Raw genomic sequence first — 23,145 nt, 5'->3', positions numbered from 1 at the left:
GTGATCATCGCGATCGATGCCGACAGCTTGGACACCGCGGCCGCCGACCACCTGCTGTACGACCTGATCGCCGGGCTGGATCAGCCGGTGGTCGCGCTCACCCACATGGTGTCGGGTGCCGACCGGCCGCACGTCGCGGTCTCGCTGACCAGTGCCGCCGACCTCGCCGACCCGGTCCGCGCGATGGTTGCCGAACGCAACGTCGGGCTGGCGGTCACCCGGCCCGGCGCGTCCGAGCCCGAGCTGGCCGGTCCGAGCCGGCTGGTCCGCGGCGCGTACGTCGCCGCGGTCGAGGCGGCGCTCGGTACGACGGGACGCGTGGTCCGCTGGCCCGGTCACGAGCAGGCGCACGGCGTACTGCCCGCGGCCGAGCTGCGGACCCGCTGCGGCATCGATCACCTGGAGGGCATCGGCGGCGTGCCGGTCGAGGACGACACCTTGATCGACACCCTCGACTTCCTCCGCCCGGTCCGTCGCGACGGCCGGCTGGTCCTCCAGGTCCAGCCGGCCGCCGGCGACGTACTGATCCCGTTCGAACTCCAGCACCAGCAGAAGTGCTGCGCCGACCACTGACCGCGCTACTGTCGGGGTATGGGCGGCAAGACCGGCAAGTTCCTTGGTATCCCCTACGACTGGCGGCCCCTGACCGGGGAGCGGCTCAAGTCCCGTTGGTGGAACCCCGACGACCCGCGGCTGTTCACGCCGAAGGCGCTCGGCTGGGGCTTCGACGTGAACTTCGCCCGGCTGCTCGGCCGGAAGGGCAAGGACTCACCCCCAGGCAGCTGAACCCCGCAGTACGTCGGGGAGCTCGCCGACGACGCCGAGGCGCTGGGTGCAGCGGGTGAGGGCCACGTACAGGTCGCGGAGGCCGCGCGGCGACTCGATCACGATCCCGTCCGGGTCGACGACCAGCACCGAGTCGAACTCGAGGCCCTTCGCCTCGCGGGCGGTCAGCACCGTGACGCCGCTCAGCCCGTCGACCGCCTCCTGGATCAGCTCGAGCCGACTGCGGGACGTGATCACCCCGACCTCGCCGTACGCCGTCTCCTCGGCCGCCATCTTGTAGACGTACAACGGCTGCTCGGCCGCCGGTACGTCGGCCTGCCACGGGCGCAGGCCTGTCGACCGGACCGACTGCGGCGCCTTCGCGGACGGGTCGACCTCCCGCAGTACGGCGTTCGCCAGGTCCATCACCTCGGCCGGGGTGCGGTAGTTCAACGTCAGCTCGGCCAGCCGCCAACGATCGCCGAACGTCTCACCGAGCGCGCTCGACCACGACGTACCGCCGCCGATCGCACTCGTCTGCGCGACGTCGCCGACCACCGTCATCGACCGCAGCGGACAGCGCCGCGCGATCGCCCGCCACGCCATCGGCGACAGCTCCTGCGCCTCGTCGACGATCACGTGCCCGTACGTCCAGCGCCGGTCCGCGGCGGCCCGGTCGGCCAGCGTCCGGTCGTCGTCCGCCTCGTACCGCTCGGCGAACGCCTCCGCGTCCAGGATGTCCTTCGCGGTCAGGATCTCCGCCTCGTCGTCGTCGTCGAAGTCCGTCGACCCGGACCCCGCGAGTACGTCGAGAGCCCCTTGTGCGTAAGCGACCGCGCGCGCCCGGGCGGCCCGCTCCCGCGCCGCCTCGGTGCCGTCGTCGCCGAGCAGCTCCGCCGCCTCGTCGAGCAGCGGTACGTCGGCCGTGCTCCAGTCGGCGCCGTACCGCAGGAGATGCTCGCGATCCAGCGCGGACAGCTCCGGCGCGGCGGCCGCGAGGCGGGCCTCGTCGCCGTACAGGTCCTCCAGAAGTCTCTGCGGACTGAGCAGCGGCCAGAGTTGCTCGAGCAGAGCCTGTACGGCGGGCTCGGCGAGCACCTCGTTGCGCAGCTCGGCCAGGTCGTACTCGTCGAGCAACTGTTCGCCGTCGAGCGGGTCGGTGCCGATCAGCTCGGCGTACTGGTTCGTGAGGTGGTCGGTGATCTCGTTCAGCACGAACGGGCGCGCCTGGTTATGGGTGAGGTTGCGGTTCCGGACCCTGGTGTGGGTCGCGCCAACGACCTCCGGGTCGAGGGTCAGCTCGGTGCGCTCGACGGTCACCTGCACCGGGCCGTCCGGGACCCACTGCCGGTCGGCGACCGCCCGCGCGATCACGTCGGCCATTACCGTCCGGCCCTTCACCTCGGCGCTCTCCGGCGGCTCCGGGCGGGTGGCGTTGATCCCCGGGTACAGCTCGGCGATCGTGACCAGCCGGACGCCGTCCTCGCCGAGTGACGGGAGCACCTGGCCGATGAACCGCAGGAACGCCGCATTCGGCCCGACGACGAGAATTCCGCGCTTTTCCAGCTGCTCACGGTGCGTGTACAACAGAAATGCCGCACGGTGCAGCGCGATTGCGGTCTTTCCGGTCCCGGGACCGCCCTGGACGACCAGGATTCCCGGCAGTTCGGAGCGGATGATCCGGTCCTGGTCGGCCTGGATCGTCTGCACGATCGACTCCATCCGGCCGGTCCGCCGGGCCTCCAGCGCCTTCATCAGCACCGCCTCGCCGATCACCCCGGTGCCGGGTTTCGACGGGTCGGCGGCCTCCCGGCCGAGGTCGAGCTGCTCGTCCTGGACGTCGATCACCCGGCGCAACCGGGTCTGCACGTGCCGGCGGCGGACGACGCCGAGGTTCGCCACCGCGGTCGCGATGTAGAACGGCCGCGCCGCGGGCGCCCGCCAGTCGACCAGCAGCGGTTCGTACTCGTCGTCGTGCAGCCCGATCCGGCCGAGGTGCAGCACCTCGCCGTCGGCGGTGTCCAGCCGGCCGAAGTACAGCCCCTCCTCGGCGGCGTTCAGCCGGGCCTGGCGGAGCTTGAGGTCCCGGATCCGCCCGTCCCGCTGGTGCAGCGCCTGGGCGTTCCGGGTGTGCACGAGTTCCTCGTCGTCGGCCCGCGCGTCCGTGCGCGCCCGCTCGGTGTCGAGCGCAGCGTAGAACCTGACCAGGTTGTCCTGCTCGGCGTCCACAGGATTCGGCAATTCGCTATCCCTTGTGTTAAAATGCGCGCGTTGGTTTCGGGCTGCATTTCCGGAATTCGCTCCGACGCAGCCACAAATCCTTGAGTTTATCCCGGTGCCGGGTTTTCCTGTAGTGGTGTTCCACTCCATCGTCCCGCCGTATCTGCTCGAGCAGCTCGAGCAGTCCGCGGGTGACCCCAGCGTCCGTGCCCGGATCCGGCAGTCGTTGCAGCACGACGCCGTACTGCGAACCCGGCCCGCGGCCGGACGCGAAACCGCGGCCGCGGCGGGCGGCCGGCAGCGCAAGGTGTACGACGCGCAGAACGGCACCGACCTGCCCGGCACACTGGTCCGCTCCGAGGGGCAGGACGCCGTCCAGGACAAGCCGGTCAACCAGGCGTACGACGGCACCGGCGCGACCTGGACGCTGTACAAGGAGTGCTTCGGGCGCGACTCCGTCGACGGGAACGGGCTCGTCCTGATCTCGACGGTGCACTACGACCGCGGCTACGCGAACGCGTTCTGGGACGGCTCGCAGATGGTGTTCGGCGACGGGGACGGGGTGATCTTCGGCAACTTCACGTCGTCGATCGACGTCACCGGGCACGAGCTCACGCACGGCGTCACGCAGTACACCGCGAACCTCGACTACCAGGGGCAGTCCGGGGCGTTGAACGAGAGCATCTCGGACGTATTCGGGTCGCTCGCGAAGCAGTACGCGAACCACCAGAGCGCGGCGGACGCCGACTGGCTGATCGGGGCGGGGCTGTTCCTGCCCGGCGTACAGGGGGTCGCGTTGCGGTCGATGAAGGCGCCGGGGACGGCGTACGACGATCCGCGGCTCGGCAAGGATCCGCAGCCGGCCGACATGTCCGGGTACGTCGACACCCAGGACGACAACGGCGGCGTACACATCAACTCCGGCATCCCGAACCGCGCGTTCTACCTGGTCGCGACGGCGATCGGCGGCAATGCGTACGACGACGCCGGCAAGATCTGGTACGGCACGCTGACCGGCGGCAAGCTCGCGTCCTCCGCCACCTTCAAGGACTTCGCCGAAGCCACCCAGACCACCGCCCGCACCCTCTTCGGCGACACCTCCCCCCAACTCACCGCCGTCACCACCGCCTGGCAAACCGTCGGCGTCCTCGGCGACCAAACCCCCCTCATGAACGCCGCCCAAACCGACCTCCACACCACCACCCCACCCTCATCACCCCCGGAGTGAAACACCGGCTCCGCTGGGTGAACGCCGCCGCTGGTGGGGCCGCCGTATCCGTCGGTCGGGCCGTAGGTGAGACGATTTGACCTCAAGGTTTGTTGAGGTATTAGCGTCGTTGGTGTGACAGTTCATCCGCTGCGGCTCGTCGTGCTGACGCGTAACGTCGAGGCTGGGCGGTTCGGGACAGCGGTGACTCGGTGGTTCGTGCGGGAGGTTGAGCGGTCGGGTGAGTTCAAGCTCGACCTGGTCGACCTCAGCCGCACGGAGCTCGCGGAGCTGCCGGCGCGGATCGAGGACGCGGACGCGGTGATGATCGTCACGGCCGAGTACAACCACGCGTACCCGGGCGACGTGAAGACCGCGATCGACGCCGTACGGCGCCCCTGGTACGCGAAGCCGGTCGGCTTCGTCGTGTACGGCGGCCGCTCCGGCGGTCTGCGCGCGGCCGAACAGCTCCGCCTGGTCTTCGGCGAACTCCACGCCGTGACCATCCGCGACACCCTCGCCTTCCGCGAGGAAGACTTCCACGACGGCACCCCGGTCGACCCCGCCACCTCGTCCGCCGCCGAGGCCCTGCTCGCCCAACTCGCCTGGTGGTCCCGCGCACTCCGCGACGCCCGCACCACCACCCCCTACCCCGCCTGAGCGGATCTCCAGGCCATCACAATCGCGGCCGTTCGGCCGCGCCACGCTCAGCCGGCGCCGGAACGGCCGATTGTGATGGCCTGGAGATCCGGAATACCCCCCAGCCAACGCGCGTTGAGCCTCACCGTGAGCGCCGAAGCGATGCCCCTGTCCGTGCTCGATCTCTCGCCGGTGCCGTCGGGCACGCGGCCGTCGGAGGCACTGCACGAGACGCTCGAACTCGCCCGCACCGCGGAAGCGGCCGGCTACCACCGCTTCTGGCTCGCTGAGCACCACAACATCCCCAGCGTGGCGAGTTCCACCCCCGAGGTGATGATCGCGGCCGTCGCCGCGGCCACCTCGACGATCCGCGTCGGCTCCGGCGGCATCATGCTGCCGAACCATTCCCCGCTCAAGGTCGCGGAGACGTTCCGCGTTCTCGGTGGGCTCTACCCGGACCGGATCGACCTCGGCCTCGGCCGCGCCCCGGGCACCGACCAGCGCACCGCGCTCGCCCTGCGCCGCAGCCGGGAGGCGCTCGGCGCCGACGACTTCACCGAGCAGTACGCCGAACTCCGCGCGTACGTCGACGGCTTTCCGGCCGGCCATCCGTTCGAGCCGATCACCGCGCAACCGTCCGACGTACCGCTGCCACCGATCTGGATCCTCGGCTCCAGCACGTACGGCGGTCAGGCGGCCGCCGCGCTCGGCACCGGGTTCGCGTACGCCGGCCACTTCGGCACGCTCGACCCGGCGGGCGTGATCTCGGCGTACAAGACCAACTACCGGCGCTTCGAGCACGACGGCGAACCGCGGGCGATCCTGGCGCTGGCCGCGATCGTCGCGGAGACCGAGGAACGCGCCGCGCAGCTCGCCCGCGCGAACGCCCTCTCCATGCTCCGGCTCCGGTCCGGTCGCCCGGGTCCCCTCCCGTCACCCGAGGAAGCGGCCGCCTACCCGTGGTCGGAGGCCGAAGAGGCCGCTGTCGAGGAATGGACCGGCCTGGTCTCGGTCGGTAGGCCCGAGCAGGTGGCCGCCGACCTGCGCCGCCGCGCCACCACCGCCGGCGCCGACGAGCTGATCATCACCACGAACATCCACAACCCGGCCGAACGCCGCCACTCCTTCCAGCTCCTCGCCGAAGCCTGGGGCCTGAAGCCGCGCTAACCACCACGCACGTGTTCGAAGATCAGGCTTGTCTCGGCGTGTGTGACGGCGGGATCCGCCGTCAGGTGGTCGAGCACGAACTCGCGCAGCGCATCCGGCGTACTCGCGGACACGTGCAGTAGATAGTCGTTCGCACCGCTCACATGGAACAGCGACAGCACCCCGGGCAGCCGGGGCACCTTGGTGCGGAAGCGGTCGATCTCGTCGCGGGAGTGGGCGCCGATCCGGATCGCGATCAGCGCCTGCAGCGGCCGGCCGAGCGCGGCCAGGTCCACGTCGGCGTGGAAGCCGCGGATCACCCCGCGTTCGCGTAACGAGCGGACCCGGGTCAGGCAGGTCGACGGTGCGATGCCGACTGCCTCGGCGAGCGCGTTGTTCGGCATCCGGCCGTCGGCCGTGAGCAGCTGGACCAGCTGCCGGTCCACCTCGTCGAGCCCGTCCGGGACCGGCCGCGGAGCCGGTCCCGGGCTCCGACGATCCTTCGGCATGCCATCTACTGTAGGGCCATCCACAGAATCCACAGCGTGTGGATGAGCCTGTGGACGAATTTTCTTCGGAACTCTTGCCTCTACATCGCAGAAGATTCCAGAGTCACCTCAGTTATCCACAGGCAGAGGAGGCTCTCATGCTGGACACCCGGGCGGTGCACGCCGGCCGCGACGACCTGACCGCGCGCGGCGTCCACGTCCCGCCGATCGACCTGTCCACGACCTACCCGCTGCCCGACGTCGACACCGGCGGAGCGTCGTACGACGAACTCACGCAGGGCCGCGGCCCGGACGGCGGGAGCCTCGTCTACCAGCGCCTGTGGAACCCGAACGTCGCCCGCTTCGAGGACGCGCTCGCCGAACTCGAGCACGCCGACGGCGCGGTCGCGTTCGGCTCGGGTATGGCCGCGCTGACCGCCTGTCTGCTCGCCAGCGTCGCCGCTGGCCGTCCGCATGTGGTCGCCGTCCGGCCGCTGTACGGCGGCACCGACCACCTGTTATCCACAGGCCTGCTGGGGACAACCGTCAGCTATGCACAACCCGCCGAGGTCGCGGCCGCGATCCGTCCCGACACCGGTCTGGTGATCGTCGAGACGCCGGCCAACCCGACCGTGGACCTCGTCGACCTCCGGTACGTCGCCGCCGCGGCCGGCGATGTACCGCTGCTGGTGGACAACACCTTCGCGACGCCGGTCCTGCAGCAGCCGGCTCGGCACGGGGCGAGCCTGGTGTTGCACTCGGCAACCAAGTACCTCGGCGGCCACGGTGACGTCATGGGAGGCGTCGTCGCGGCCGGCGTCGAGTGGGTCGGCCGGCTCCGGCAGGTCCGCGCTGTGACCGGTGGCCTGCTGCACCCGCTGGCGGCGTACGAACTGCACAGGGGACTGCAGACGCTGCCGGTGCGAGTACGGGCGCAGCAGGCGACCGCGATCAAGGTCGCGGACTGGCTGTCCGCGCAGCCCGCGGTCGAGCGGGTGTACTACCCCGGACTGAACGACCCGCACGGCCTGATCGGTCGCCAGCAGTCCGGTCCGGGCGCCGTACTCGCGTTCACGGTCAGCGGCGGGTACGCCGCGGCGTCCCGGGTGGCGAGCAGGCTGAAGCTGATCACGCACGCAGTGTCGCTCGGCGGCGTCGACACGCTGATCCAGCACCCGGCCGCGCTCACCCACCGGCTGGTCGCGGCGGAGGCGAAGCCGGGCGACGGGCTGCTCCGGCTGAGCCTGGGGCTGGAGGACCCGGAGGACCTGACCGCGGACCTCCGCCAGGCCCTCGAAGGCTGATTCTGCGCAGAGCAGAAAGTCTGCTCAGCGCAGATCCGGTCCGGGCGGCCCGTGCCGGATGGCACACTCGGTACAGGAGATCCGAGGCGAGGAGGGCCCGTCGTGTTGCTACGCCAGGTGATCGGGAACGTGTTCCGCCGGCTGCGGCGCGAGCGGGGTATCACCCTGCGTGAGCTCGCCGAGCTGGCCCAGGTGTCGGTGCCGTACCTGTCCGAGATCGAGCGCGGCCGCAAGGAACCGTCCTCGGAGATCCTCGCCGCGATCTGCCGGGCACTCGAACTCGAGCTGACCGACCTGCTGGCCGAGGTGCAGTTCGACCTGACCACCGCGGTCCGGTCCACGCTCCCCGTCCACCTCCAGACCGCCGCGATCCGCGTCGAGGACCGCACCGCTCACCGGATCCCCTCCGGCCCCCGCGCCTACTCGTCGATCCCGACGGCGTACACCCTCGTCGCGTAGAAAGACTGTGTGACCCACACAAAACGCCGGCCGCCCGCGCTCCCGGGGTCGATCCCGGACGTCCTGAACATGTTCGACTCCGAGGTGCGCTTCTACCGCGAGATCGCGCCGTACGTCGGGGTCCGCGTGCCCGAGTGCTACCAGGCGGAGTCCGGCCCGGACGGCACGCTGCTCGTCCTCGAGGACCTGTCCGCGTGGACGCCTGGCGCGGACCCGGTCGCCGGGGCGCGGGCGCTGCGCGACCTCCACGACCGCTGGACCGGCCAGGCCCATGAGCGCTGGCCGTGGCTGCGTCCGGCCGGCGCGGGCGACGATCTCGTGGCCGACCTGTACGACCGGACCTGGCCCACGCTGGCCACGCGACAGGACCTCACCACCCCGGTCCGCGAGTTCGGCGAGCGCCTCGTCGGAAAGGTGGTCGAAGCTGAGCGCGCCGTCGGCGGCGCCGGTCCGTTGACGCTCGTCCACGGCGACGCCTCGGCGCAGAACATGTGCACCTCGCCCGACGGCGTGATCGGGCTCCTCGACTGGGAGGACGTCTCCTCCGCACCCGGGATCCTCGACCTCGCCTGGTTCCTGGTGTCGTCCGTCGACCCGGCCCACTGGACCGACACCCTGGACGCCTACGGGTACGTGGACGGGCTGACCGCGGTCCTGCCGTCCGTTGCGGTGCAGGGATATCTGAGCATGTCCGACCTGCCGGACGGATCTGCCGACGGGTGGATCGCCCGGCTCGAAGCGGCGGTGGGGATGCTGTGAAGTACGTCGTACGGTTCGAGGTGGACGATCGTGAGCTGTCAGCTCTACATGCGGCTGCTTTCGGGGGCGAGGTTGACGTCCAGCCCTGGGCGGAGCGGTTGGCGCGGTGGGCGCTTACCTGGGTAGGGGCTTTTAGCAACGATCAGCTGGTTGGGTTCGTGCAGGTGTGCTGGGACGGTGGTGCGCACGCGTTCGTGCTGGACACCGCCGTGCATCCCGACCACGGGCGGCGTGGCGTCGGGAAGCAGCTCGTGCTGACCGCTGCCGAGGAGGCGCGTAAGGCTGGGTGTGAGTGGTTGCACGTTGACTTCGAACCGCATCTGACCGCGTTCTACCTGGACGCCTGCGGCTTCCGGGCGACGGATGCCGGTCTGCTCAAGCTGAGATAGCGGTCAGGAACTCGGTCGCGATGCAGGACGTAAGGCAGCGTTCCTTCGCGTCGCCGAGCAGGTCCGCGGTCCACGTGGTGAACCCGCCGTCGCCGATCTCGTTGCCCGGTACGCCGAGCGCCAGCGCCGTACCGGCGTAGTAGTTCGCGCTCTTCGTCCGCTCGGTGTCCTCGGTCAAGGGCACCCCGAGCGCCGGACGGACAGTGTCCTCGATCCGGTCCCGCAGCCCGGACTCCTTGAGGAGCGTGAACTTCAGCTCGGCCTTCTCACCGAGTACGGCGTGCCAGAAGCGGAAGTGGTCGACCAGCAGCTCCGCCTCGGTCCGGAACGATCCGCTGTCCCGCGCGCTCGACACCAGCACGAACAGCTCGAAGTGTGCCGTGAGCCCAGGCGTGTCGAACGGTTGCGCGCGTACCACCCGCTGACAGGCGGCCAGGTGCACCCGTTCCGCCCCGGCGCGCCGACGTACGGCGGCCTCGATCGCCAGCTCGTTGGTGGGATCGCTGGCCACCTCGGTGCCGCGGATCGTGCTGACGATCTGGTGCTGGTTGATCGTCGCGACCGCCGAACACGTGCCGAGCGGCGCGAGCGGCGACAGCTGTACGCCGGCGAACTTCTCCGGCAGCAGCCCCCACAGCCGCTGCTGCGTCTTCACCAGTTCGCGCGGATCGACCGTCGACGGCCAGACGAACCGGTCCTGCTTCCACCGCTGCAGCAGCCGCGCCGGCGTCACCTTGGCGGCCCGCTCGCGCGTCACGTCCAGCAGGACGGACTGCAGCTCGGACTGGCTCAAACCGTCGACCAGGGCGTCCCGGCTGCCCTCCGGCAGCTTCGCCCAGAACCGTTCGCTGACGTCTCCCATCGCTCTACTCTGACGGATATTCCCCGGGTGCCGCGCGGCATTTACCGGTATCGTCGAAACATGAGCCCCCCACGTTGACGTACTGAGCGAGCGCTGCCGGCCCGGATCGTCGCGGTCAACGCGCTGCACGACTTCATCCCGCTGTATCCGCTGTACCAGCTGCTCTTCAAGGACCACGGGCTGTCGCCCGCCCAGATCTCGCTGCTGTTCGTGATCTGGTCCGCGACCGGATTCGTGCTCGAGATCCCGTCGGGCGCCTGGGCGGACTCGTACTCGCGGCGCAAGCTGCTGATCCTCGGTGCGCTGATCAGCGGACTCGGGTACGCCGTCTGGATCACGCTGCCGTCGTTCGCCGGATTCGCGGCGGGATTCGTCCTGTGGGGCGCGTCGTCGGCGCTGATCTCCGGTACGTACGAAGCCTTCGTGTACGACGAGCTCACCGCGCGCGGCCGCGCCGAGTTCTACCCGACGCTGCTGGGCCGTGCCCGATCCGCGGCGTTCGTGGCCAACCTGGCGGCCACCTTGATCGCCGCGCCACTGTTCGACCTCGGCGGCTACGTCCTCGCCGGTGCGGTGAGCGTGCTGAGCTGCCTGGTTGAGGCGGCCGTCGCGTGGTCGCTGCCCGAAGCGCGTGCCGTCGACAGCGCGCGCACTGTGGGCTACCTCCACATGCTGCGGACAGGCATGTCCGAGGTCCTGACGAGTCACGTCGTACGGCGGGCCGTGTTGCTGGTCGCGCTGCTCGGCGGATTCCTCGCCTTCGACGAGTACTTCCCGTTGTTCGCCATCGAGACCGGTGCGTCCACCGGCGTGATCCCGTTGCTGATCGCGGGAACCGTCGCCGCGCAGGCGATCGGTGGCGCGCTCGCGGGACCGGCGTACAAGTTGCCCGTAGCAACCTTCGCGGTGGGGCTGGCGGCCGCCGCGGTACTGATCGCGACCGGTGCGCTCGGCCGCTCCGCCTGGGGATTCCTGCCGATCGCGATCGGGTACGGCGTACTCCAGCTGGTGATCGTGGTGTCCGAGGCGCGGCTGCAGGACGCGATCAGCGGTGCGGCGCGGGCGACCGTGACGTCGGTGTCCGGCCTGTTCTCCGAGGTGTCGGCGATCGCGGTGTACGGCGGGTTCGCGCTCGGGTCGATCTGGTTCCCGATGTCGGTGCTGATCGCGGCGCTGACGGTGCCGGTGCTGCTGACCGGGTTCGTCGTACCGCTGGCGCTGCGGCGCCCGGTAGTTCGGCGGAGGCCGAAGCAATCGACCCCTAGCCTCACATCATGAACGTCGAGAACGTTGTACGGGCATGAGGAAACAGGGCGCGCTCGCGGCCGGGGCCGCTGCCGTGACGGTGGTGTTGTGGGCGTCGGCGTTCGTCGCGATCCGGCACGTCGGCGCGGACATCTCCGCCGGTGCGCTGTCGCTCGGCCGGTTGCTGGTGGGCAGCGTCGTACTCGGGATCTTCGTGTTCATGCGACCGCGGCGCTGGCCGGCGCGGGCGGACTGGAAGTTGCTGCTGGCGTGCGGGTTGCTGTGGTTCGGGGTGTACAACCTCGCGTTGAACGAGGCGGAGCGGCATCTCGACGCGGGGACGACGGCGATGCTCGTGAACGTCGGGCCGCTGCTGATCGCCTTGCTGGCGGGACTGTTCCTGCGCGAGGGGTTTCCGCGGCGGTTGGTGATCGGGAGTCTGGTCGCGTTCGGTGGTGTGGTCGTGATCGGGCTGTCGTCGTCGCACGGAAGCGCGGAGACGTGGGGCGTGGTGCTCTGCCTGATCGCGGCGGCGGCGTACGCGATCGGTGTCGTGTCGCAGAAGCCGCTGCTCGCTCGTCTGCCCGCGCTGGAGGTCACGTGGTTGTCGTGCGTGATCGGCGCGGTCGCGTGTCTGCCGTTCGGCCCGGCGCTGGTCCGCGAGGTTGGGCCGTCGACGGTCTGGTGGGTGGTGTTCCTCGGGGCGTTCCCGACCGCGATCGCCTTCACCACCTGGGCTTATGCGTTGGCGCGGACGACCGCGGGCCGGATGGGCGCCACGACGTACCTGGTGCCGCCGCTCGCGATCTTCCTCGGCTGGCTGCTGCTGGGTGAGAGCCCGGCGCCGCTCGCGTACGCCGGAGGCGTGCTCTGCCTGGTCGGGGTCGCGATCTCGCGTTACCGCGCCAGGCCGGCGATCACGATGGACAGGCCCGACTCGAAGCCGCTGTCGAAGTCGTAGGCGAGTCCGCCGGGACCGAGTTCGGCGACGATGCGGGTCAGCGTCGGCGCCTTCTCCGGTGGCAGGTCGCGGACGCGGGCGAGCAGGTCGGGGGCGAGCTCGAACGTGTCCGCCCGCACGGACGTCTCGCCGAGCGTGAACCCGTGGATGAAGTCGACCAGCGTGTTCGCGGCCTCGAAGATCTGCCGCGGCGGGAGGCCGGCGCGGTCGAGCGCACGGTAGAACGGCTCCATCGTCACCACCACGACGCTCGAGACGGCGGAGGTGTCGGACAGCACCTGGAGCGCGAGGTTCGGGTGGGCGCGCAGACCGTTCCGGTACGCCCGCGCCGCGTCCTTGAGCTGCTCCTCCCAGGGCACCGCGGGACCCGGATCGGGCAGCTCGAGCTCGGCGAAGACCAGCTCCGCGAGCCCGGCCAGTACGGCGGCCTTGTTCGGCAGGTGGTGGTAGAGCGACATCGGGTTGACCCGCAGCGTCGCGGCGAGCCGGCGCATGGTCAGCGCGTCGATGCCCTCGTCGTCGACGATCCGCAGCGCCGCGGTCAGGATCGCGGTCCGGCTCAGCCGCTCCTCCCCCGCCCGCGGTCGTCCGGAGCGCTTGCTGTCGTTAACCATACGCCGTACGATACATAATCGTACAGTGTATGGATAAGGAGGGCAGATGCAGCCGTTGGCGGGGAAGGTGGCGCTGGTGGCCGGGGCGACCCGGGCGGCCGGGCGCGGGATCGCGGTCGAGCTCGGCGCGGCCGGTGCGACCGTATACGTGACCGGTCGCAGTACGCGGGCGCGACGGTCGGAGATGGACCGCCCGGAGACGATCGAGGACACCGCGGAGCTGGTCGACAAGGCCGGCGGGCGCGGGATCGCCGTACCGGTGGATCATCTGGATCCGGAGCAGGTCCGGGCGTTGATCGAGCGGATCGAGCGCGAGCAGGGCGCGCTGCACATCCTGGTGAACGACATCTGGGGGCAGCACGGCGAGCCCGAGTGGGACAGGACGGTGTGGGAGAGCGATCTCGCCGGCGGGCTGCGGTTGCTGGAGCTGGGCGTCAACACGCACGTGATCACCGCGCACTACGCGTTGCCGCTGCTGATCAAGTCGCCGGGCGGGTTGGTGATCGAGATGACGGACGGCACCGCCGAGTACAACGCGGAGACCTATCGGGTGTCGTTCTTCTACGACCTGGCGAAGGGCGCGGTCGGGCGGATCGCGTTCGCGTTGGCCCACGAGTTGGACAAGTACGACGCGACCGCCGTACTGCTGTCGCCCGGGTGGTTGCGGTCGGAGGCGATGCTCGAGGGATTCGGCGTCCGCGAGGACAACTGGCGGGACGCGACGGCGCAGGTCCCGCATTTCGCGATCTCCGAGAGCCCGTCGTACGTCGGACGCGCGGTGGCGGCGCTGGCGGCCGATCCCGACGTACGACGCTGGAACGGCAAGTCCACGTCGAGCGGCGAACTGGCCCAGCTGTACGGCTTCACCGACCTCGACGGCAGCCGCCCCGACGCCTGGCGCTACATCGTCGAGGTAGAACACGCCGGCAAACCCGCCGACACGACGGGCTACCGCTAGCCCAGCTAGAGCTTGTACGGCGGGCAGACCTCGTCGGCGTTGTCCGTGGAGCCGACCGGCTCGCCCGTCGGCGACAACGCCACCGGCGGATGCGCGGCCGCGATCGGAACCCCCATCGCGGCCGCCAACGCCAGCACCTCCCGCCGCGAGGTCACCGCCCGCGCCGGATCCCGCTCATACACGTACGTCAACTCGGGCCGCCGCGCCTGTGCGGCATGCACGAACACGTCCCCGCCAAGAATCGCCCGCGACGTCACCACCGACTGATGCCCCGGTGTATGCCCCGGCGTCGGCACCACCCGAGCCCCGCGCACCATCGCCGTACCGTCCACCACCCGCAACTGCCCAGCCTCCACCACCGGCCGGATCCGCCGCTCGTACGTCGTCCCGCCCCGCACATGCTCCAGCTCGTCCCGCTGCACGACGTACTCCGCCCGCGGAAACCCCACCCGCACCCCGTCCGACACCCACCCCACGTGATCCAGATGCACATGCGTCAACACCACCGCATCCACATCCTCAACCCGCACCCCCACCTGCCCCAACAACCCCGGCAACCGCCCCGAAACCCCCAACCACTCCGCAGCCTCCCCACCCGCCGGCCCAACCCCCGCATCCACCAGCACCACCCCCGATTCCCCCACCACCAGGTAACTATGAAAATGCAGCAACCACCCCTCCTCCCCCACCCCCGGCAAAGCCACCTCAACCGCCTCCGGAAACACCGCCACCGCATCACACAACACAGTCACGTCCACCGCAGTCATCCCTTCCACGGTTGCTCAGCCGTCCAGCCGGCCGGAAATCCGAGCTCGTGAAGACCTCGTCCGCAGGACGGAATCTCCGTGCTGAGCAGGTCTCGAACTTGCCTGGTCCACTGCGGTCCATGCCCGGTGCGGGAGAGCAGGAACGCAATGATGCACAGCGTCGAGTAGATGCGGAAGTGCGAGACCTCGCCACGCGCGAGGTGGTGGAGGTCCGGGATCGACCGCAGGTGGCGTGGTGCGAGCTGGTCGACCAGGTTCCGGTTCCAGAGCCGGGAGTGGTGGGCGCAGACGTTCCGGACGTAGTTGAGCACGCGCAGCCAGTTCGCGAGCGCGGTCCCGTTGCCGCCGCCTGACTGGTCGACGACGCCGAGCCGACCGGCGATCTCGTTGCGGTCCGCGGCCTTCAACCCCTGGAACAGGTAGCTCATCGAGCCGAAGTCCAGGATCTCCGTCACCACCCAGACCGGCAGCCGTCCGTCGTACTTGCCCTGGAAATGCTGGACAAAGTCCTCCGAAGATCTGCTCTGTGCAGCGAGAACTTTGCGCAGCCACCGGTCGTGAGTGCTCGGCCGGCCACTGCCCGACCGAGTGAATCGGCCGTCGAGGTTTCCGGGGCTGAGATGTGCGTAGGCTCCCCGTCGGCCAAGCGTGAAGCCGACCAGCACGCGGACCGCGATCTCGATCCGTTCCAGCGCGTCGAGCAGGTGCAGCTTCAGCCGTCGATCGGTGTCGTAGAGGCGGACTACCTGCCGGAACGTGGTCCCTTCGACGAAGCGATCGTCGCGGCGGCTGTGGCCGAGTCTGCGTCGGTAGATGTACCAGTAGCCGCTCAATCGGTCGGCAAAGGCGAGGTGGGGCTTGGCGTAGGTTGCCACGAGATCCCCCAGGTAAAAGAAAACCAGCCCGTGCCTGCGAGGCAGAGGGGCTGGCCGTGTTGATCACAACCATACATCGAGTGACGCCGTGTTCCGCGGACGATCTTCGGGCTGTGGATATCAGGCGAGGAGCATCCAGGTTGCGAGGGTTGTCATGAGGAGAGCGATGGCGGTGTCGAGGAGTTGCCAGGCTCGGGGGCGGGTGAAGAAGGGGGTTAGTTTGCGGGAGAAGAAGCCCAGGGAGAAGAACCAGAGGAAGCTGGCGGTGACGGCGCCGAGGCCGTAGAGCCAGCGGCCGTTGGTGCCTCGTTGGTTGGCCAGGGAGCCTAGGAGTACGACGGTGTCGAGGTAGACGTGCGGGTTGAGGTACGTGAAGCCGAGGCAGGCGAGTACGACGCTGCGGAGAGCGGCGGGGGCGTGGTCGGTGAGGGTGATGGCACCGGGGTGGAAGGCGCGTTTCGCGGCCAGGAAGGCGTACGTGTAGAGGAACGCGGCGCCGCCGAACTTCGCGATGTCGAGGGCGAGCTGGCTGCGGGTGAGGAGGGCGCCGAGGCCGAGGATGCCGCCTGAGATGAGCAGGGCGTCGGACAGGGCGCAGGTCAGCACGACCGGGAGGACGTGTTCGCGGCGGAGGCCCTGGCGGAGGACGAAGGCGTTCTGGGCGCCGATCGCGACGATCAGCGACAACGACGTGACGAATCCGGCCAGGAGGGGCATGTCTCCGACGGTAAGCAGCGGATCGCCTTCAAACCAGCTAAAGATTCTGACGCACCATTAGGATTGCTTCATCATGCAGTTCGACTCGGTGCAGCTCGAGACGTTCGTGGCGGTCCTCGACGAGGGCAGCTTCGACGCGGCCGCGCGCCGGCTGAGCGTGACGCCGTCGGCGGTCAGCCAACGGATCAAGGCGTTGGAGAGCCGCCTCGGTCAGGTCGTGGTGATGCGCGGCAAGCCGGCCCGGGCGACCGCGGCGGGGGAGGCGCTGCTCCGGCTCGCGCGGCAGGTCGCGCTGCTCGAGGTCGAGGCGATCGCCGCCGTCCGCGGGACGGTCGACGCGCAGCGGATCCCGATCGCGGTGAACGCCGACTCGCTGAACAACTGGTTCCTGCCCGCGATGCTCGACCTGTCCCGCACGCACGACGCCCGGTTCCTGGTGCACCAGGAGGACGAGGAGCACTCCGCGGAGTACCTGCGCAACGGTACGGTCCTCGCCGCGGTTACCGCCGACCCGCGCCCGGTGCAGGGCTGCCGCGTCATACCGCTGGGGAAGATGCGCTACCTCCCGCTGGCCAGCCCGGGGTACGCCGAACGCTGGCTGGCCGGCAAACCGTTGCCAGAGGCCCTTTCCGAGGCGCCGATGGTGATCTTCAACGAGAAGGACGTGCTGCAGCACCGGCTGCTCCGCAAGGTGACCCGGCGGAGGCTGGACCCGCCGGCGCACGCGATCCCGGCGTCCGCGCCGTTCCACGAGGCGGTCCGGATCGGGCTCGGCTGGGGGATGATCGAGGACCAGCTGGCCGGACCCGAGCTGGCCGCGGGCCGGATGGTCAACGTTGCCCCGGGCAAGTACATCGACGTACCGCTGTACTGGCAGCACTGGAAGCTCGAGTCCGGCATCCTCGACGCGCTCACGGCCGCCGTACTGCGGGCCGCCGCGGCAGGCCTTCGTACGCGGGGAGCTCGATCGCGCTCCCGACCTTGAGCGACATGTCCCGGATCACGTTCCGCCACGGCAGGTACGGCATCAGCCGGAACGTCAGGTTCCGCACCCGGGTGAACCACTTGCTCGCCGGGATGAACCACCGCGCTCCGTCCACTGCCTGCTGCTGGCAGGCCTCCACGAAGCCCTTCATCCGTACGTCGTACTCCGCGAACGCCCGCGCGTGGTCGCCGCCGGCCGCGTGCAGCTCGCCCGCCAGGACGTAGGCGCCGACGATCGCGAGGCTCGTACCCATCCCGGACAGCGGCGAGGCGCAGTATCCGGCGTCGCCGCACAGCGCGACCCGGCCGTGGGAGTAGCTGTCGAGCTTGACCTGGCTGATCGAGTCGAAGTAGAAGTCCGGCGCGGTCCGTAGCCCGTCGAGCAGCGTCGGAACCTGCCATCCCAGGTCCTTGAACCGCTCCTCGACGATCGCCTTCTGCGCCGGCACGTTCCGCCGGTCGTAGGCGAGATCCGGGGACGCGAAGTAGAACAGCGCCTTCGCCTCGGTGTTGTTCCGCGCGCTGTACGTGCCGACGGTCCTGCCCGGGACGTTCAGGATCTGCCCGCTGTGGTCGAGCCCGAGGTGGTTCTCGACGGTGCAGACCGAGGCGTAGTACCCGAGGTTGTGCACGTACGACGACTCCAGGCCGAACGCGATCCGCCGTACGTTCGAGTGCAGCCCGTCCGCGCCGACGACGAGGTCGAAGCGGCGCGTCGTACCGCTCTCGAACGTCACGTCGACGCCGTCGTCGTCCTGGGCGAGCGCGGTGATAGGTACTCCGTGGTGTCGCGCGTCAGGTCGTACAGGATCTCGACGAGATCGCCGCGGAGGATCTCGAGCTCGCCGCTGAACGCCTCGGTGGAGGTGGTCGCGGCGACCTTGCCGGACTCGGTGACGTACGACATCGCGCCCATCCCGGTCGCGCGCTCCCGGACCGCGGGCAGGATGCCCATCCGGTCCAGCACGGTCATCGACGCGCCGCGGAAGTCGACCGCGTACCCGCCGGGGCGTGGGGCCGGGGCGCGCTCGACCACCGTCGGCCCGTACCCGTATCGCTGCAGCCAGTAGGCCAACGCCGGGCCGGCCACGCTCGCACCTGAGATCAGCACTGTTGTCATGCGATGACCGTACGCCAGTCTTAGACAGTTGTGCAAGACGGTCGTATTAGACACCTTTGTTAGAATGCTGGACATGGGAAACCGCGATGCGCTGGTCGAGGGTGCGAAGACGTGCCTGCTGGAGAAGGGCTACAGCCGGACGACGGCGCGCGACATCGCGACCGCGGCCGGGGTGAGCCTGGCCGCGATCGGCTACCACTTCGGCTCGAAGGACACGTTGCTGAACGAGGCGCTCCGCGCCTTACTGATCGACGAGTGGGCGACCCAGGTGGAACCTGTGCGAGCCGCAGATGCGCATGAGCAGTTCGTGGGGACCTGGCGGCAGATCGCCGAGAGTCTGCGGGAGCCCCGGATGCGGGCGTTGTGGGCGGCGCAGTTCGAGGTGCTCAGTTTGGGGGGAAGCATGCCCGAGCTGATCGCGGACCTGGTGAAGATGCAGGGGGAGGCGCGCGAGGGATTGGCGGCGATGTTCGGGGGAGTGGAGGCCGGCGCGGCGCCGGAGCAGGTGAAGGCGATCGGGGCGTTCTTGCAGGCGCTGTTGCTCGGCGTGGTGGCGCAGAGCATGCTCGACCCGGCCAGTGCGCCGACCGGCGAGCAGTTGGCGCAATCGTTGCGTCAGCTGGCCGAGCGGATCAGTCCCAGCGCATAGCCATCGGGTTGTCGGCGGGGATCAGCCCGTCGGCCATCAGTACTGCGCTCAGCGGGTACACCAGGTCGTACAACTCGGCGGCCGCCGCGTCCCCGAGCGCCCGCCAGCCCTGATCAGCCAGCGCGTCGGTCGTGTCCTCGACCTGCTGCCGCAGTGCCTGCCCGTCGGCTGTCAGTGCACCTGAAGCATCGAGCAACCCGCGCGCCCGAAGATCATCGGACGCCGAGGACCATTCCTCGTCGCTCCACCGGCGGTTCAGCTGGAAGACGTCCTTGCCCGGTCCGCCGGCCGCCGAGATTGTCACCAGCGCCTGACACGGATCGAGCCCGGCCGCGACCAGCGCCGCGACATGCCCGTCACCCCGCGACTCCCGCAGGATCGTGGTCGCCTGCCACAGCACCAACGCCGGGTCAGTTGGCCATTCCAACGATGCGTTCGCCGCCGCGATCGGCCGTCCCGCGACCGGCGCCAGCTCCGCGGCCCGCCGCGCGAGCTCGGCCGCCCGGTCGAACCTGGCGTCCGGGAACAACCGCCGTATGGCGTGGTCCACGGCCGTCAGCCGCGCCGCGAGGAGCTGCTCCGGCGTCGCGTAGGTCCACGCGTCCGGGAGCGACCGCGCGACCATCGCCGGATGGAAGTTGTAGAACACCGCCGCCACGAACTCCGGCCCGACCGCCCCGAGCGGCGCGGCACGGCAGCCGAAGTAGCTCATCCACCCGCCCTTGAGCCCGAGCGCGTTCGTCGCCTGCCGAGTCTCCGGCGCGAAATACGTGATCGCGTGAAACGGCTCGAGCGCTTTCCACATCCGGCGGGCGCGATTCATGGCAACGGACGGTACATGATGTGCAAACCGACGTACCCGAGCCGCGGGTGGTCGAAGGCTTCCGGGACCGTGCCGGCGATGCGGAAGCCGAGGGACTGCCAGAGGTGTACGGCGGGTTCGTTGGTCTCGACGACCGCGTTGAACTGGATCGAGCGGAACCCGGTCCGCCCGGCCCACGCGATCATGTCCTCGCAGAGCGCCCGCCCGACGCCACGACCGCGGGCCGCGCCGTCCACCATGAAGCTCGCGCTCGCCACGTGCGCGCCGGGACCCGGGCGGTTCGGGTACATGTTCGCGCTGCCGAGGACGGTGCCGTCGGCATCGACCGCGACCGTCGTCCGTGCCAACGGTGAGCTGGACGGCGACATCCACAACGCCCGCGCCTGCTCCTCGGTGAGGTCCGGGTCGTAGGTGTAGGTCTCCCGCGCGGTGACGATCTCGTGGAAGAACGGCCAGATGGCCGGCCAGTCGTCGGCGGTCGCGTTCCTGATGTCCACAGCCATAGTGGGAGAAGCATCACCCGTCGTTCACCGGATGCCAAGCGGATTGCGGCTAGGCTCTCTGGGGATGAGTAGATCCGTGACCCAAGGGCTGCCGCGGTGGACCCTTGTCGTGCCCGCGCTCGCCTTCCTGGACCTCGTCGGGTCCTGGCACCGGGACCTGGGCATGGTGCTGCTGCTCCTGGTCTGTATCGGCCTCGGCGCCGCCGTGTTCGCGGCCGTCCACCATGCCGAGGTCGTCGCGCACAAGGTCGGTGAGCCGTTCGGCACGCTGATCCTGGCGCTCGCGGTGACGGTCATCGAGGTCGCGCTGATCGTGACGCTGATGGCGTCCGGCGGCGACAAGGCGGCGTCGCTGGCCCGGGACACCGTGTTCGCCGCGGTGATGATCACCTGCAACGGCATCCTCGGCCTGGCGCTGGTCCTCGGGTCGCTGCGGCACCGGGTGCAGGTGTTCCGGGTGCAGGCGTCGTACTCCGCGCTGACCGTGATGACCGCGCTGGTCACGTTGAGCCTCGTGCTGCCGACGTTCACCACGAGCGCGGCGGGCCCGCGGTTCAGCCCCGCGCAGCTCGCGTTCGCCGGGGTGACGTCGCTGGTGCTGTACGGCGTGTTCGTGTTCATCCAGACGGTCCGGCACCGCGACTACTTCCTCCCGGTGAGCGCGGACGGTGACGTCGACGAGGACGAGGACCACCACGCCGAGGCGCCGAGCACCGCGACCGCACTGCTCAGTCTCGGGCTGCTGTTCGTCTGTCTGGTGTCGGTGGTCGGCCTCGCGAAGACCGTCTCGCCGAACCTCGAGCACGCCGTCCAGTCGGCCGGCCTGCCGTTGTCCGTCGTCGGTGTCGTGATCGCGCTGCTGGTGCTGCTGCCGGAGACGATCGCGGCAGTGCGGGCGGCACTGCGCAACCGTCTCCAGACCAGCGTCAACCTGGCGCTCGGTTCAGCGCTGGCCAGTATCGGCCTGACCATCCCCGCGATCGCGCTCGCCTCGATCTGGCTGAGCGGCCCGCTCGTCCTCGGGCTCGGCGGCACGGAGATGGTGCTGTTCGCGCTGACGGTGGTGACCAGCATCATCACGCTGTCCACCGGTCGCGCCACGCTGTTGCAGGGCGCCGTTCACCTCGCGGTGTTCAGCGCGTTCCTGTTCCTTGCGGTAAGCCCCTGAGGTAGTCGGCCACCGCCTCCTGGTGGTTGTGTTCGGCCCAGCTGACCGCGTTCCCGTGGTAGTTGGGATCCCGGAGGTCCGGGTCGGCGCCGAGCTCGATCAGCTTCCGGACCGTCTCCAGGTGACCGCTGATCGCGGCCCGGTGAATCGGCGCGGACCCTCGCGAGATCCGGTTCAGGTCGTATCCGAGTCGCTGGAGCGGTTCCATCGCCTCAGCGCGACCGACCTCGGCAGCGCGGACCGGGAGGTAGCGGTAACGCGCGACCGCACGGGCCGCCAGCGCGGGATCGACGTCGCGCACTTCTCCGCGCATCGCGGCGGCGTACACCTCGTGGAGTTCGTCCAACGGCTTCGCGCCCCGCGCACGGAGCAACTCGGCGATCTCTGTATGCCCTTGCACGGCGGCAAGCTCGTACGGGCGTTCGCCGCCGAAGCCGGGGTGCTGCGTTCCGGTCCCCTCCGGATCGGTGCCCTGGGCAAGGACCAGCTCGACGCGATCGAGCAGACCGGCCATCGACGCGAACACCAGTTCGTCCTCGAGCAACTGTTGCGGGGTCGGATGCGCGGTGGTCATCCGCTCGTGCCACGGACCGCCGTCACCACGGCCGAGGCCGTACTCCAGCAGCAGTTCCAGGTGCACGTCGTCGTACGGCGGGGGACACCCGGGGCCGCAGTTGTACATGGTCTGGCTGTCGTTGGGGTCGGCGCCCGCGTCGAGCAGCAGCCGCGCCAGCTCGACGCGATCGCGGTGCGGCGGCTGATCGCCCTCGCCGCGGCCGAACACGCCGGTGAGCGCGGTGAACGGCGACGGCATGCCCTGCCAGAGGTACCCGGCGTTCGGGTCGGCGCCGTTCTCGAGGAGCCGGCGGGCGATCTCGAGCTGATGCGGAGCGTCGAGACGGCTGTAGGCGAGGTAGAGCAGCGGCTCCCAGCGGTACGGTCCACCCTCGACGCTCGCCTGGGAGTAGTCGATGTCGGTGTCGCCGGCCACCACTCGCGTGTAGATGTTGCTCTGGGCAACCTCCGGGAAGCGTTCCAGGAGTTCGCGAGCCGACTGTTGCCGGGCCGGATCGTCTTCCCCGTAGTGCAGTGTCGCGAGCCGGAGGAACTCGTCGGCGCGTTGCTCGGGCGTGTCCAGCGGCCCGCCGACGGACTGCCGGTGCGGCGAGCGGCTGTAGCGGTCCACGAGTTCGAGGTGCCGCACGATCCGCGGCCAGCTGGGGAATCCGTAGCTGCGGGCGATCACCAGCTGCGCGTCCGCGAGGGTCTGGACGGGATGGAACTCGGCCGCCAACGCGACGGCCTCGCTGTCTTGAGCGCGCACACCCTTGAGCAGGGCTTTGGCCTGACCGCGCAGGTGTTCGAGGTTCGGGTCGTCCGGAAGGTTTCGGGTCGGCATCGCCGACCTCCTCTCTACAAGCCCGCTGTCCGCGTCGTCAGGCGAGAAAGGAGGTCAAACTCTTCCCAGGTGGAGCAACTCAGGTGGGCTGTGCCCTTCCCGCGGACCGGTGGCACCCTGAGCG

General features: G+C 69.8%; 27 protein-coding genes. 15 read left to right on the top strand and 12 right to left on the bottom strand.

Annotated elements, in window-relative coordinates; all coding sequences use genetic code 11:
* Positions 1-573 (top strand): hypothetical protein, encoded by a 573-nt coding sequence (locus tag ACFV9C_RS00885; RefSeq protein WP_380189629.1) that lies wholly within the window; start codon positions 1-3, stop codon positions 571-573.
* Between the two features lie 18 nt (positions 574-591).
* Complete coding sequence (locus ACFV9C_RS00880; RefSeq protein ID WP_380189627.1) at positions 592-786, top strand: DUF5808 domain-containing protein; 195 nt, start codon at positions 592-594, stop codon at positions 784-786.
* Here ACFV9C_RS00880 and ACFV9C_RS00875 read toward each other — a convergent pair.
* Positions 769-3,006, bottom strand: a complete 2,238-nt coding sequence (locus ACFV9C_RS00875) for a HelD family protein (protein ID WP_380189625.1) — start codon at positions 3,004-3,006, stop codon at positions 769-771. The genes ACFV9C_RS00880 and ACFV9C_RS00875 overlap by 18 nt on opposite strands.
* A gap of 115 nt (positions 3,007-3,121) precedes the next feature.
* Here ACFV9C_RS00875 and ACFV9C_RS00870 point away from each other — a divergent pair, with 115 nt between their 5' ends.
* From ACFV9C_RS00870 to ACFV9C_RS00860, 3 genes are all read left to right on the top strand, one after another.
* Positions 3,122-4,213 (top strand): M4 family metallopeptidase, encoded by a 1,092-nt coding sequence (locus tag ACFV9C_RS00870; RefSeq protein ID WP_380189623.1) that lies wholly within the window; start codon positions 3,122-3,124, stop codon positions 4,211-4,213.
* Positions 4,214-4,327: 114 nt separating this feature from the next.
* Positions 4,328-4,852, top strand: coding sequence for an NADPH-dependent FMN reductase (locus tag ACFV9C_RS00865; protein ID WP_380189621.1), 525 nt, complete (start codon positions 4,328-4,330; stop codon positions 4,850-4,852).
* A 126-nt stretch (positions 4,853-4,978) separates the two neighbouring features.
* Positions 4,979-5,998 carry an LLM class flavin-dependent oxidoreductase gene (locus tag ACFV9C_RS00860; protein WP_380189619.1) on the top strand — a complete coding sequence of 340 codons (1,020 nt, stop codon included), beginning with the start codon at positions 4,979-4,981 and terminating at the stop codon, positions 5,996-5,998.
* Here the strand turns inward: ACFV9C_RS00860 and ACFV9C_RS00855 are convergent.
* Positions 5,995-6,486 (bottom strand): Lrp/AsnC family transcriptional regulator, encoded by a 492-nt coding sequence (locus ACFV9C_RS00855; protein ID WP_380189617.1) that lies wholly within the window; start codon positions 6,484-6,486, stop codon positions 5,995-5,997. The two genes, ACFV9C_RS00860 and ACFV9C_RS00855, sit on opposite strands and share 4 nt — an antisense overlap.
* 137 nt (positions 6,487-6,623) lie before the next feature.
* Here ACFV9C_RS00855 and ACFV9C_RS00850 point away from each other — a divergent pair, with 137 nt between their 5' ends.
* The 4 genes from ACFV9C_RS00850 to ACFV9C_RS00835 all read left to right on the top strand — a co-directional run bounded on the left by ACFV9C_RS00850 (position 6,624) and on the right by ACFV9C_RS00835 (position 9,376).
* Positions 6,624-7,769: a trans-sulfuration enzyme family protein gene (locus ACFV9C_RS00850; RefSeq protein ID WP_380189599.1), complete on the top strand. Its 1,146-nt coding sequence runs from the start codon at positions 6,624-6,626 to the stop codon at positions 7,767-7,769.
* A gap of 102 nt (positions 7,770-7,871) precedes the next feature.
* Positions 7,872-8,228 (top strand): helix-turn-helix domain-containing protein, encoded by a 357-nt coding sequence (locus tag ACFV9C_RS00845; RefSeq protein WP_380189597.1) that lies wholly within the window; start codon positions 7,872-7,874, stop codon positions 8,226-8,228.
* Positions 8,229-8,237: 9 nt separating this feature from the next.
* Positions 8,238-8,987, top strand: a complete 750-nt coding sequence (locus tag ACFV9C_RS00840) for a phosphotransferase family protein (protein WP_380189595.1) — start codon at positions 8,238-8,240, stop codon at positions 8,985-8,987.
* On the top strand, positions 8,984-9,376 hold the full coding sequence (locus ACFV9C_RS00835; RefSeq protein WP_380189593.1) for a GNAT family N-acetyltransferase: 393 nt from the start codon (positions 8,984-8,986) through the stop codon (positions 9,374-9,376). Before ACFV9C_RS00840 ends, ACFV9C_RS00835 begins: the two co-directional genes overlap by 4 nt.
* Here the strand turns inward: ACFV9C_RS00835 and ACFV9C_RS00830 are convergent.
* A complete protein-coding gene (locus tag ACFV9C_RS00830) occupies positions 9,363-10,238 on the bottom strand; it encodes a hypothetical protein (protein ID WP_380189591.1) in 876 nt (291 codons plus the stop codon). The two genes, ACFV9C_RS00835 and ACFV9C_RS00830, sit on opposite strands and share 14 nt — an antisense overlap.
* A 93-nt stretch (positions 10,239-10,331) precedes the next feature.
* Here ACFV9C_RS00830 and ACFV9C_RS00825 point away from each other — a divergent pair, with 93 nt between their 5' ends.
* Complete coding sequence (locus tag ACFV9C_RS00825; RefSeq protein ID WP_380190869.1) at positions 10,332-11,516, top strand: MFS transporter; 1,185 nt, start codon at positions 10,332-10,334, stop codon at positions 11,514-11,516.
* A 22-nt stretch (positions 11,517-11,538) separates the two neighbouring features.
* The gene (locus tag ACFV9C_RS00820; RefSeq protein ID WP_380189589.1) at positions 11,539-12,444 is read left to right on the top strand and encodes a DMT family transporter; all 906 of its coding nucleotides are present in this window, start codon (positions 11,539-11,541) and stop codon (positions 12,442-12,444) included.
* Here the strand turns inward: ACFV9C_RS00820 and ACFV9C_RS00815 are convergent.
* The gene (locus ACFV9C_RS00815) at positions 12,381-13,058 is read right to left on the bottom strand and encodes a TetR/AcrR family transcriptional regulator C-terminal domain-containing protein (RefSeq protein WP_380189587.1); all 678 of its coding nucleotides are present in this window, start codon (positions 13,056-13,058) and stop codon (positions 12,381-12,383) included. The genes ACFV9C_RS00820 and ACFV9C_RS00815 overlap by 64 nt on opposite strands.
* Positions 13,059-13,104: 46 nt before the next feature.
* On the opposite strand from ACFV9C_RS00815, the gene ACFV9C_RS00810 reads away from it, so the two are divergent.
* Positions 13,105-14,016, top strand: a complete 912-nt coding sequence (locus tag ACFV9C_RS00810; RefSeq protein ID WP_380189585.1) for an SDR family oxidoreductase — start codon at positions 13,105-13,107, stop codon at positions 14,014-14,016.
* 5 nt (positions 14,017-14,021) lie between these two features.
* Here ACFV9C_RS00810 and ACFV9C_RS00805 read toward each other — a convergent pair whose 3' ends face one another.
* From ACFV9C_RS00805 to ACFV9C_RS00795, 3 genes are all read right to left on the bottom strand, one after another.
* Positions 14,022-14,783 (bottom strand): MBL fold metallo-hydrolase, encoded by a 762-nt coding sequence (locus ACFV9C_RS00805; RefSeq protein ID WP_380189583.1) that lies wholly within the window; start codon positions 14,781-14,783, stop codon positions 14,022-14,024.
* The gene (locus tag ACFV9C_RS00800) at positions 14,780-15,658 is read right to left on the bottom strand and encodes an Abi family protein (protein WP_380189581.1); all 879 of its coding nucleotides are present in this window, start codon (positions 15,656-15,658) and stop codon (positions 14,780-14,782) included. Before ACFV9C_RS00800 ends, ACFV9C_RS00805 begins: the two co-directional genes overlap by 4 nt.
* A 120-nt stretch (positions 15,659-15,778) precedes the next feature.
* On the bottom strand, positions 15,779-16,375 hold the full coding sequence (locus tag ACFV9C_RS00795; RefSeq protein ID WP_380189579.1) for a LysE/ArgO family amino acid transporter: 597 nt from the start codon (positions 16,373-16,375) through the stop codon (positions 15,779-15,781).
* Positions 16,376-16,448: 73 nt separating this feature from the next.
* On the opposite strand from ACFV9C_RS00795, the gene ACFV9C_RS00790 reads away from it, so the two are divergent.
* On the top strand, positions 16,449-17,360 hold the full coding sequence (locus ACFV9C_RS00790) for a LysR family transcriptional regulator ArgP (protein ID WP_380189577.1): 912 nt from the start codon (positions 16,449-16,451) through the stop codon (positions 17,358-17,360).
* Here the strand turns inward: ACFV9C_RS00790 and ACFV9C_RS00785 are convergent.
* Both ACFV9C_RS00785 and ACFV9C_RS00780 read right to left on the bottom strand, forming a co-directional pair.
* Entirely contained in the window at positions 17,287-18,096 is an 810-nt protein-coding gene (locus ACFV9C_RS00785) for an FAD-dependent monooxygenase (protein WP_380189575.1), read from the bottom strand. The two genes, ACFV9C_RS00790 and ACFV9C_RS00785, sit on opposite strands and share 74 nt — an antisense overlap.
* Positions 18,093-18,479, bottom strand: a complete 387-nt coding sequence (locus ACFV9C_RS00780; RefSeq protein ID WP_380189573.1) for an FAD-dependent monooxygenase — start codon at positions 18,477-18,479, stop codon at positions 18,093-18,095. The genes ACFV9C_RS00785 and ACFV9C_RS00780 overlap by 4 nt, the downstream gene beginning before the upstream one ends.
* A gap of 73 nt (positions 18,480-18,552) precedes the next feature.
* Between ACFV9C_RS00780 and ACFV9C_RS00775 the strand changes: the two genes are divergently transcribed.
* The gene (locus tag ACFV9C_RS00775; protein ID WP_380189571.1) at positions 18,553-19,128 is read left to right on the top strand and encodes a TetR/AcrR family transcriptional regulator; all 576 of its coding nucleotides are present in this window, start codon (positions 18,553-18,555) and stop codon (positions 19,126-19,128) included.
* Here ACFV9C_RS00775 and ACFV9C_RS00770 read toward each other — a convergent pair.
* On the bottom strand, positions 19,112-19,951 hold the full coding sequence (locus ACFV9C_RS00770; protein WP_380189569.1) for a hypothetical protein: 840 nt from the start codon (positions 19,949-19,951) through the stop codon (positions 19,112-19,114). The genes ACFV9C_RS00775 and ACFV9C_RS00770 overlap by 17 nt on opposite strands.
* Positions 19,948-20,454: a GNAT family N-acetyltransferase gene (locus ACFV9C_RS00765; protein ID WP_380189567.1), complete on the bottom strand. Its 507-nt coding sequence runs from the start codon at positions 20,452-20,454 to the stop codon at positions 19,948-19,950. The genes ACFV9C_RS00770 and ACFV9C_RS00765 overlap by 4 nt, the downstream gene beginning before the upstream one ends.
* Before the next feature lie 64 nt (positions 20,455-20,518).
* Between ACFV9C_RS00765 and ACFV9C_RS00760 the strand changes: the two genes are divergently transcribed.
* Complete coding sequence (locus ACFV9C_RS00760) at positions 20,519-21,622, top strand: calcium:proton antiporter (protein ID WP_380189565.1); 1,104 nt, start codon at positions 20,519-20,521, stop codon at positions 21,620-21,622.
* On the opposite strand, the gene ACFV9C_RS00755 is transcribed toward ACFV9C_RS00760, so the two are convergent.
* Positions 21,588-23,021 (bottom strand): ankyrin repeat domain-containing protein, encoded by a 1,434-nt coding sequence (locus tag ACFV9C_RS00755; RefSeq protein ID WP_380189563.1) that lies wholly within the window; start codon positions 23,019-23,021, stop codon positions 21,588-21,590. The genes ACFV9C_RS00760 and ACFV9C_RS00755 overlap by 35 nt on opposite strands.
* Positions 23,022-23,145: the final 124 nt, after the last annotated feature.

Source organism: Kribbella sp. NPDC059898 (assembly GCF_042730855.1).
Classification (GTDB): domain Bacteria; phylum Actinomycetota; class Actinomycetes; order Propionibacteriales; family Kribbellaceae; genus Kribbella.
This window is presented reverse-complemented; position numbering and strand designations above follow the sequence as displayed.

Coding starts and splice junctions, on each gene's coding strand:
- ACFV9C_RS00880 (WP_380189627.1), top strand. CDS start 592: ATGGGCGGCAAGACCGGCAAGTTCCTTGGTATCCCCTACGACTGGCGG.
- ACFV9C_RS00855 (WP_380189617.1), bottom strand. CDS start 6,486: ATGCCGAAGGATCGTCGGAGCCCGGGACCGGCTCCGCGGCCGGTCCCG.
- ACFV9C_RS00850 (WP_380189599.1), top strand. CDS start 6,624: ATGCTGGACACCCGGGCGGTGCACGCCGGCCGCGACGACCTGACCGCG.
- ACFV9C_RS00830 (WP_380189591.1), bottom strand. CDS start 10,238: ATGGGAGACGTCAGCGAACGGTTCTGGGCGAAGCTGCCGGAGGGCAGC.
- ACFV9C_RS00820 (WP_380189589.1), top strand. CDS start 11,539: ATGAGGAAACAGGGCGCGCTCGCGGCCGGGGCCGCTGCCGTGACGGTG.
- ACFV9C_RS00815 (WP_380189587.1), bottom strand. CDS start 13,058: ATGGTTAACGACAGCAAGCGCTCCGGACGACCGCGGGCGGGGGAGGAG.
- ACFV9C_RS00810 (WP_380189585.1), top strand. CDS start 13,105: ATGCAGCCGTTGGCGGGGAAGGTGGCGCTGGTGGCCGGGGCGACCCGG.
- ACFV9C_RS00805 (WP_380189583.1), bottom strand. CDS start 14,783: ATGACTGCGGTGGACGTGACTGTGTTGTGTGATGCGGTGGCGGTGTTT.
- ACFV9C_RS00795 (WP_380189579.1), bottom strand. CDS start 16,375: ATGCCCCTCCTGGCCGGATTCGTCACGTCGTTGTCGCTGATCGTCGCG.
- ACFV9C_RS00790 (WP_380189577.1), top strand. CDS start 16,449: ATGCAGTTCGACTCGGTGCAGCTCGAGACGTTCGTGGCGGTCCTCGAC.
- ACFV9C_RS00780 (WP_380189573.1), bottom strand. CDS start 18,479: ATGACAACAGTGCTGATCTCAGGTGCGAGCGTGGCCGGCCCGGCGTTG.
- ACFV9C_RS00775 (WP_380189571.1), top strand. CDS start 18,553: ATGGGAAACCGCGATGCGCTGGTCGAGGGTGCGAAGACGTGCCTGCTG.
- ACFV9C_RS00770 (WP_380189569.1), bottom strand. CDS start 19,951: ATGAATCGCGCCCGCCGGATGTGGAAAGCGCTCGAGCCGTTTCACGCG.
- ACFV9C_RS00765 (WP_380189567.1), bottom strand. CDS start 20,454: ATGGCTGTGGACATCAGGAACGCGACCGCCGACGACTGGCCGGCCATC.
- ACFV9C_RS00760 (WP_380189565.1), top strand. CDS start 20,519: ATGAGTAGATCCGTGACCCAAGGGCTGCCGCGGTGGACCCTTGTCGTG.
- ACFV9C_RS00755 (WP_380189563.1), bottom strand. CDS start 23,021: ATGCCGACCCGAAACCTTCCGGACGACCCGAACCTCGAACACCTGCGC.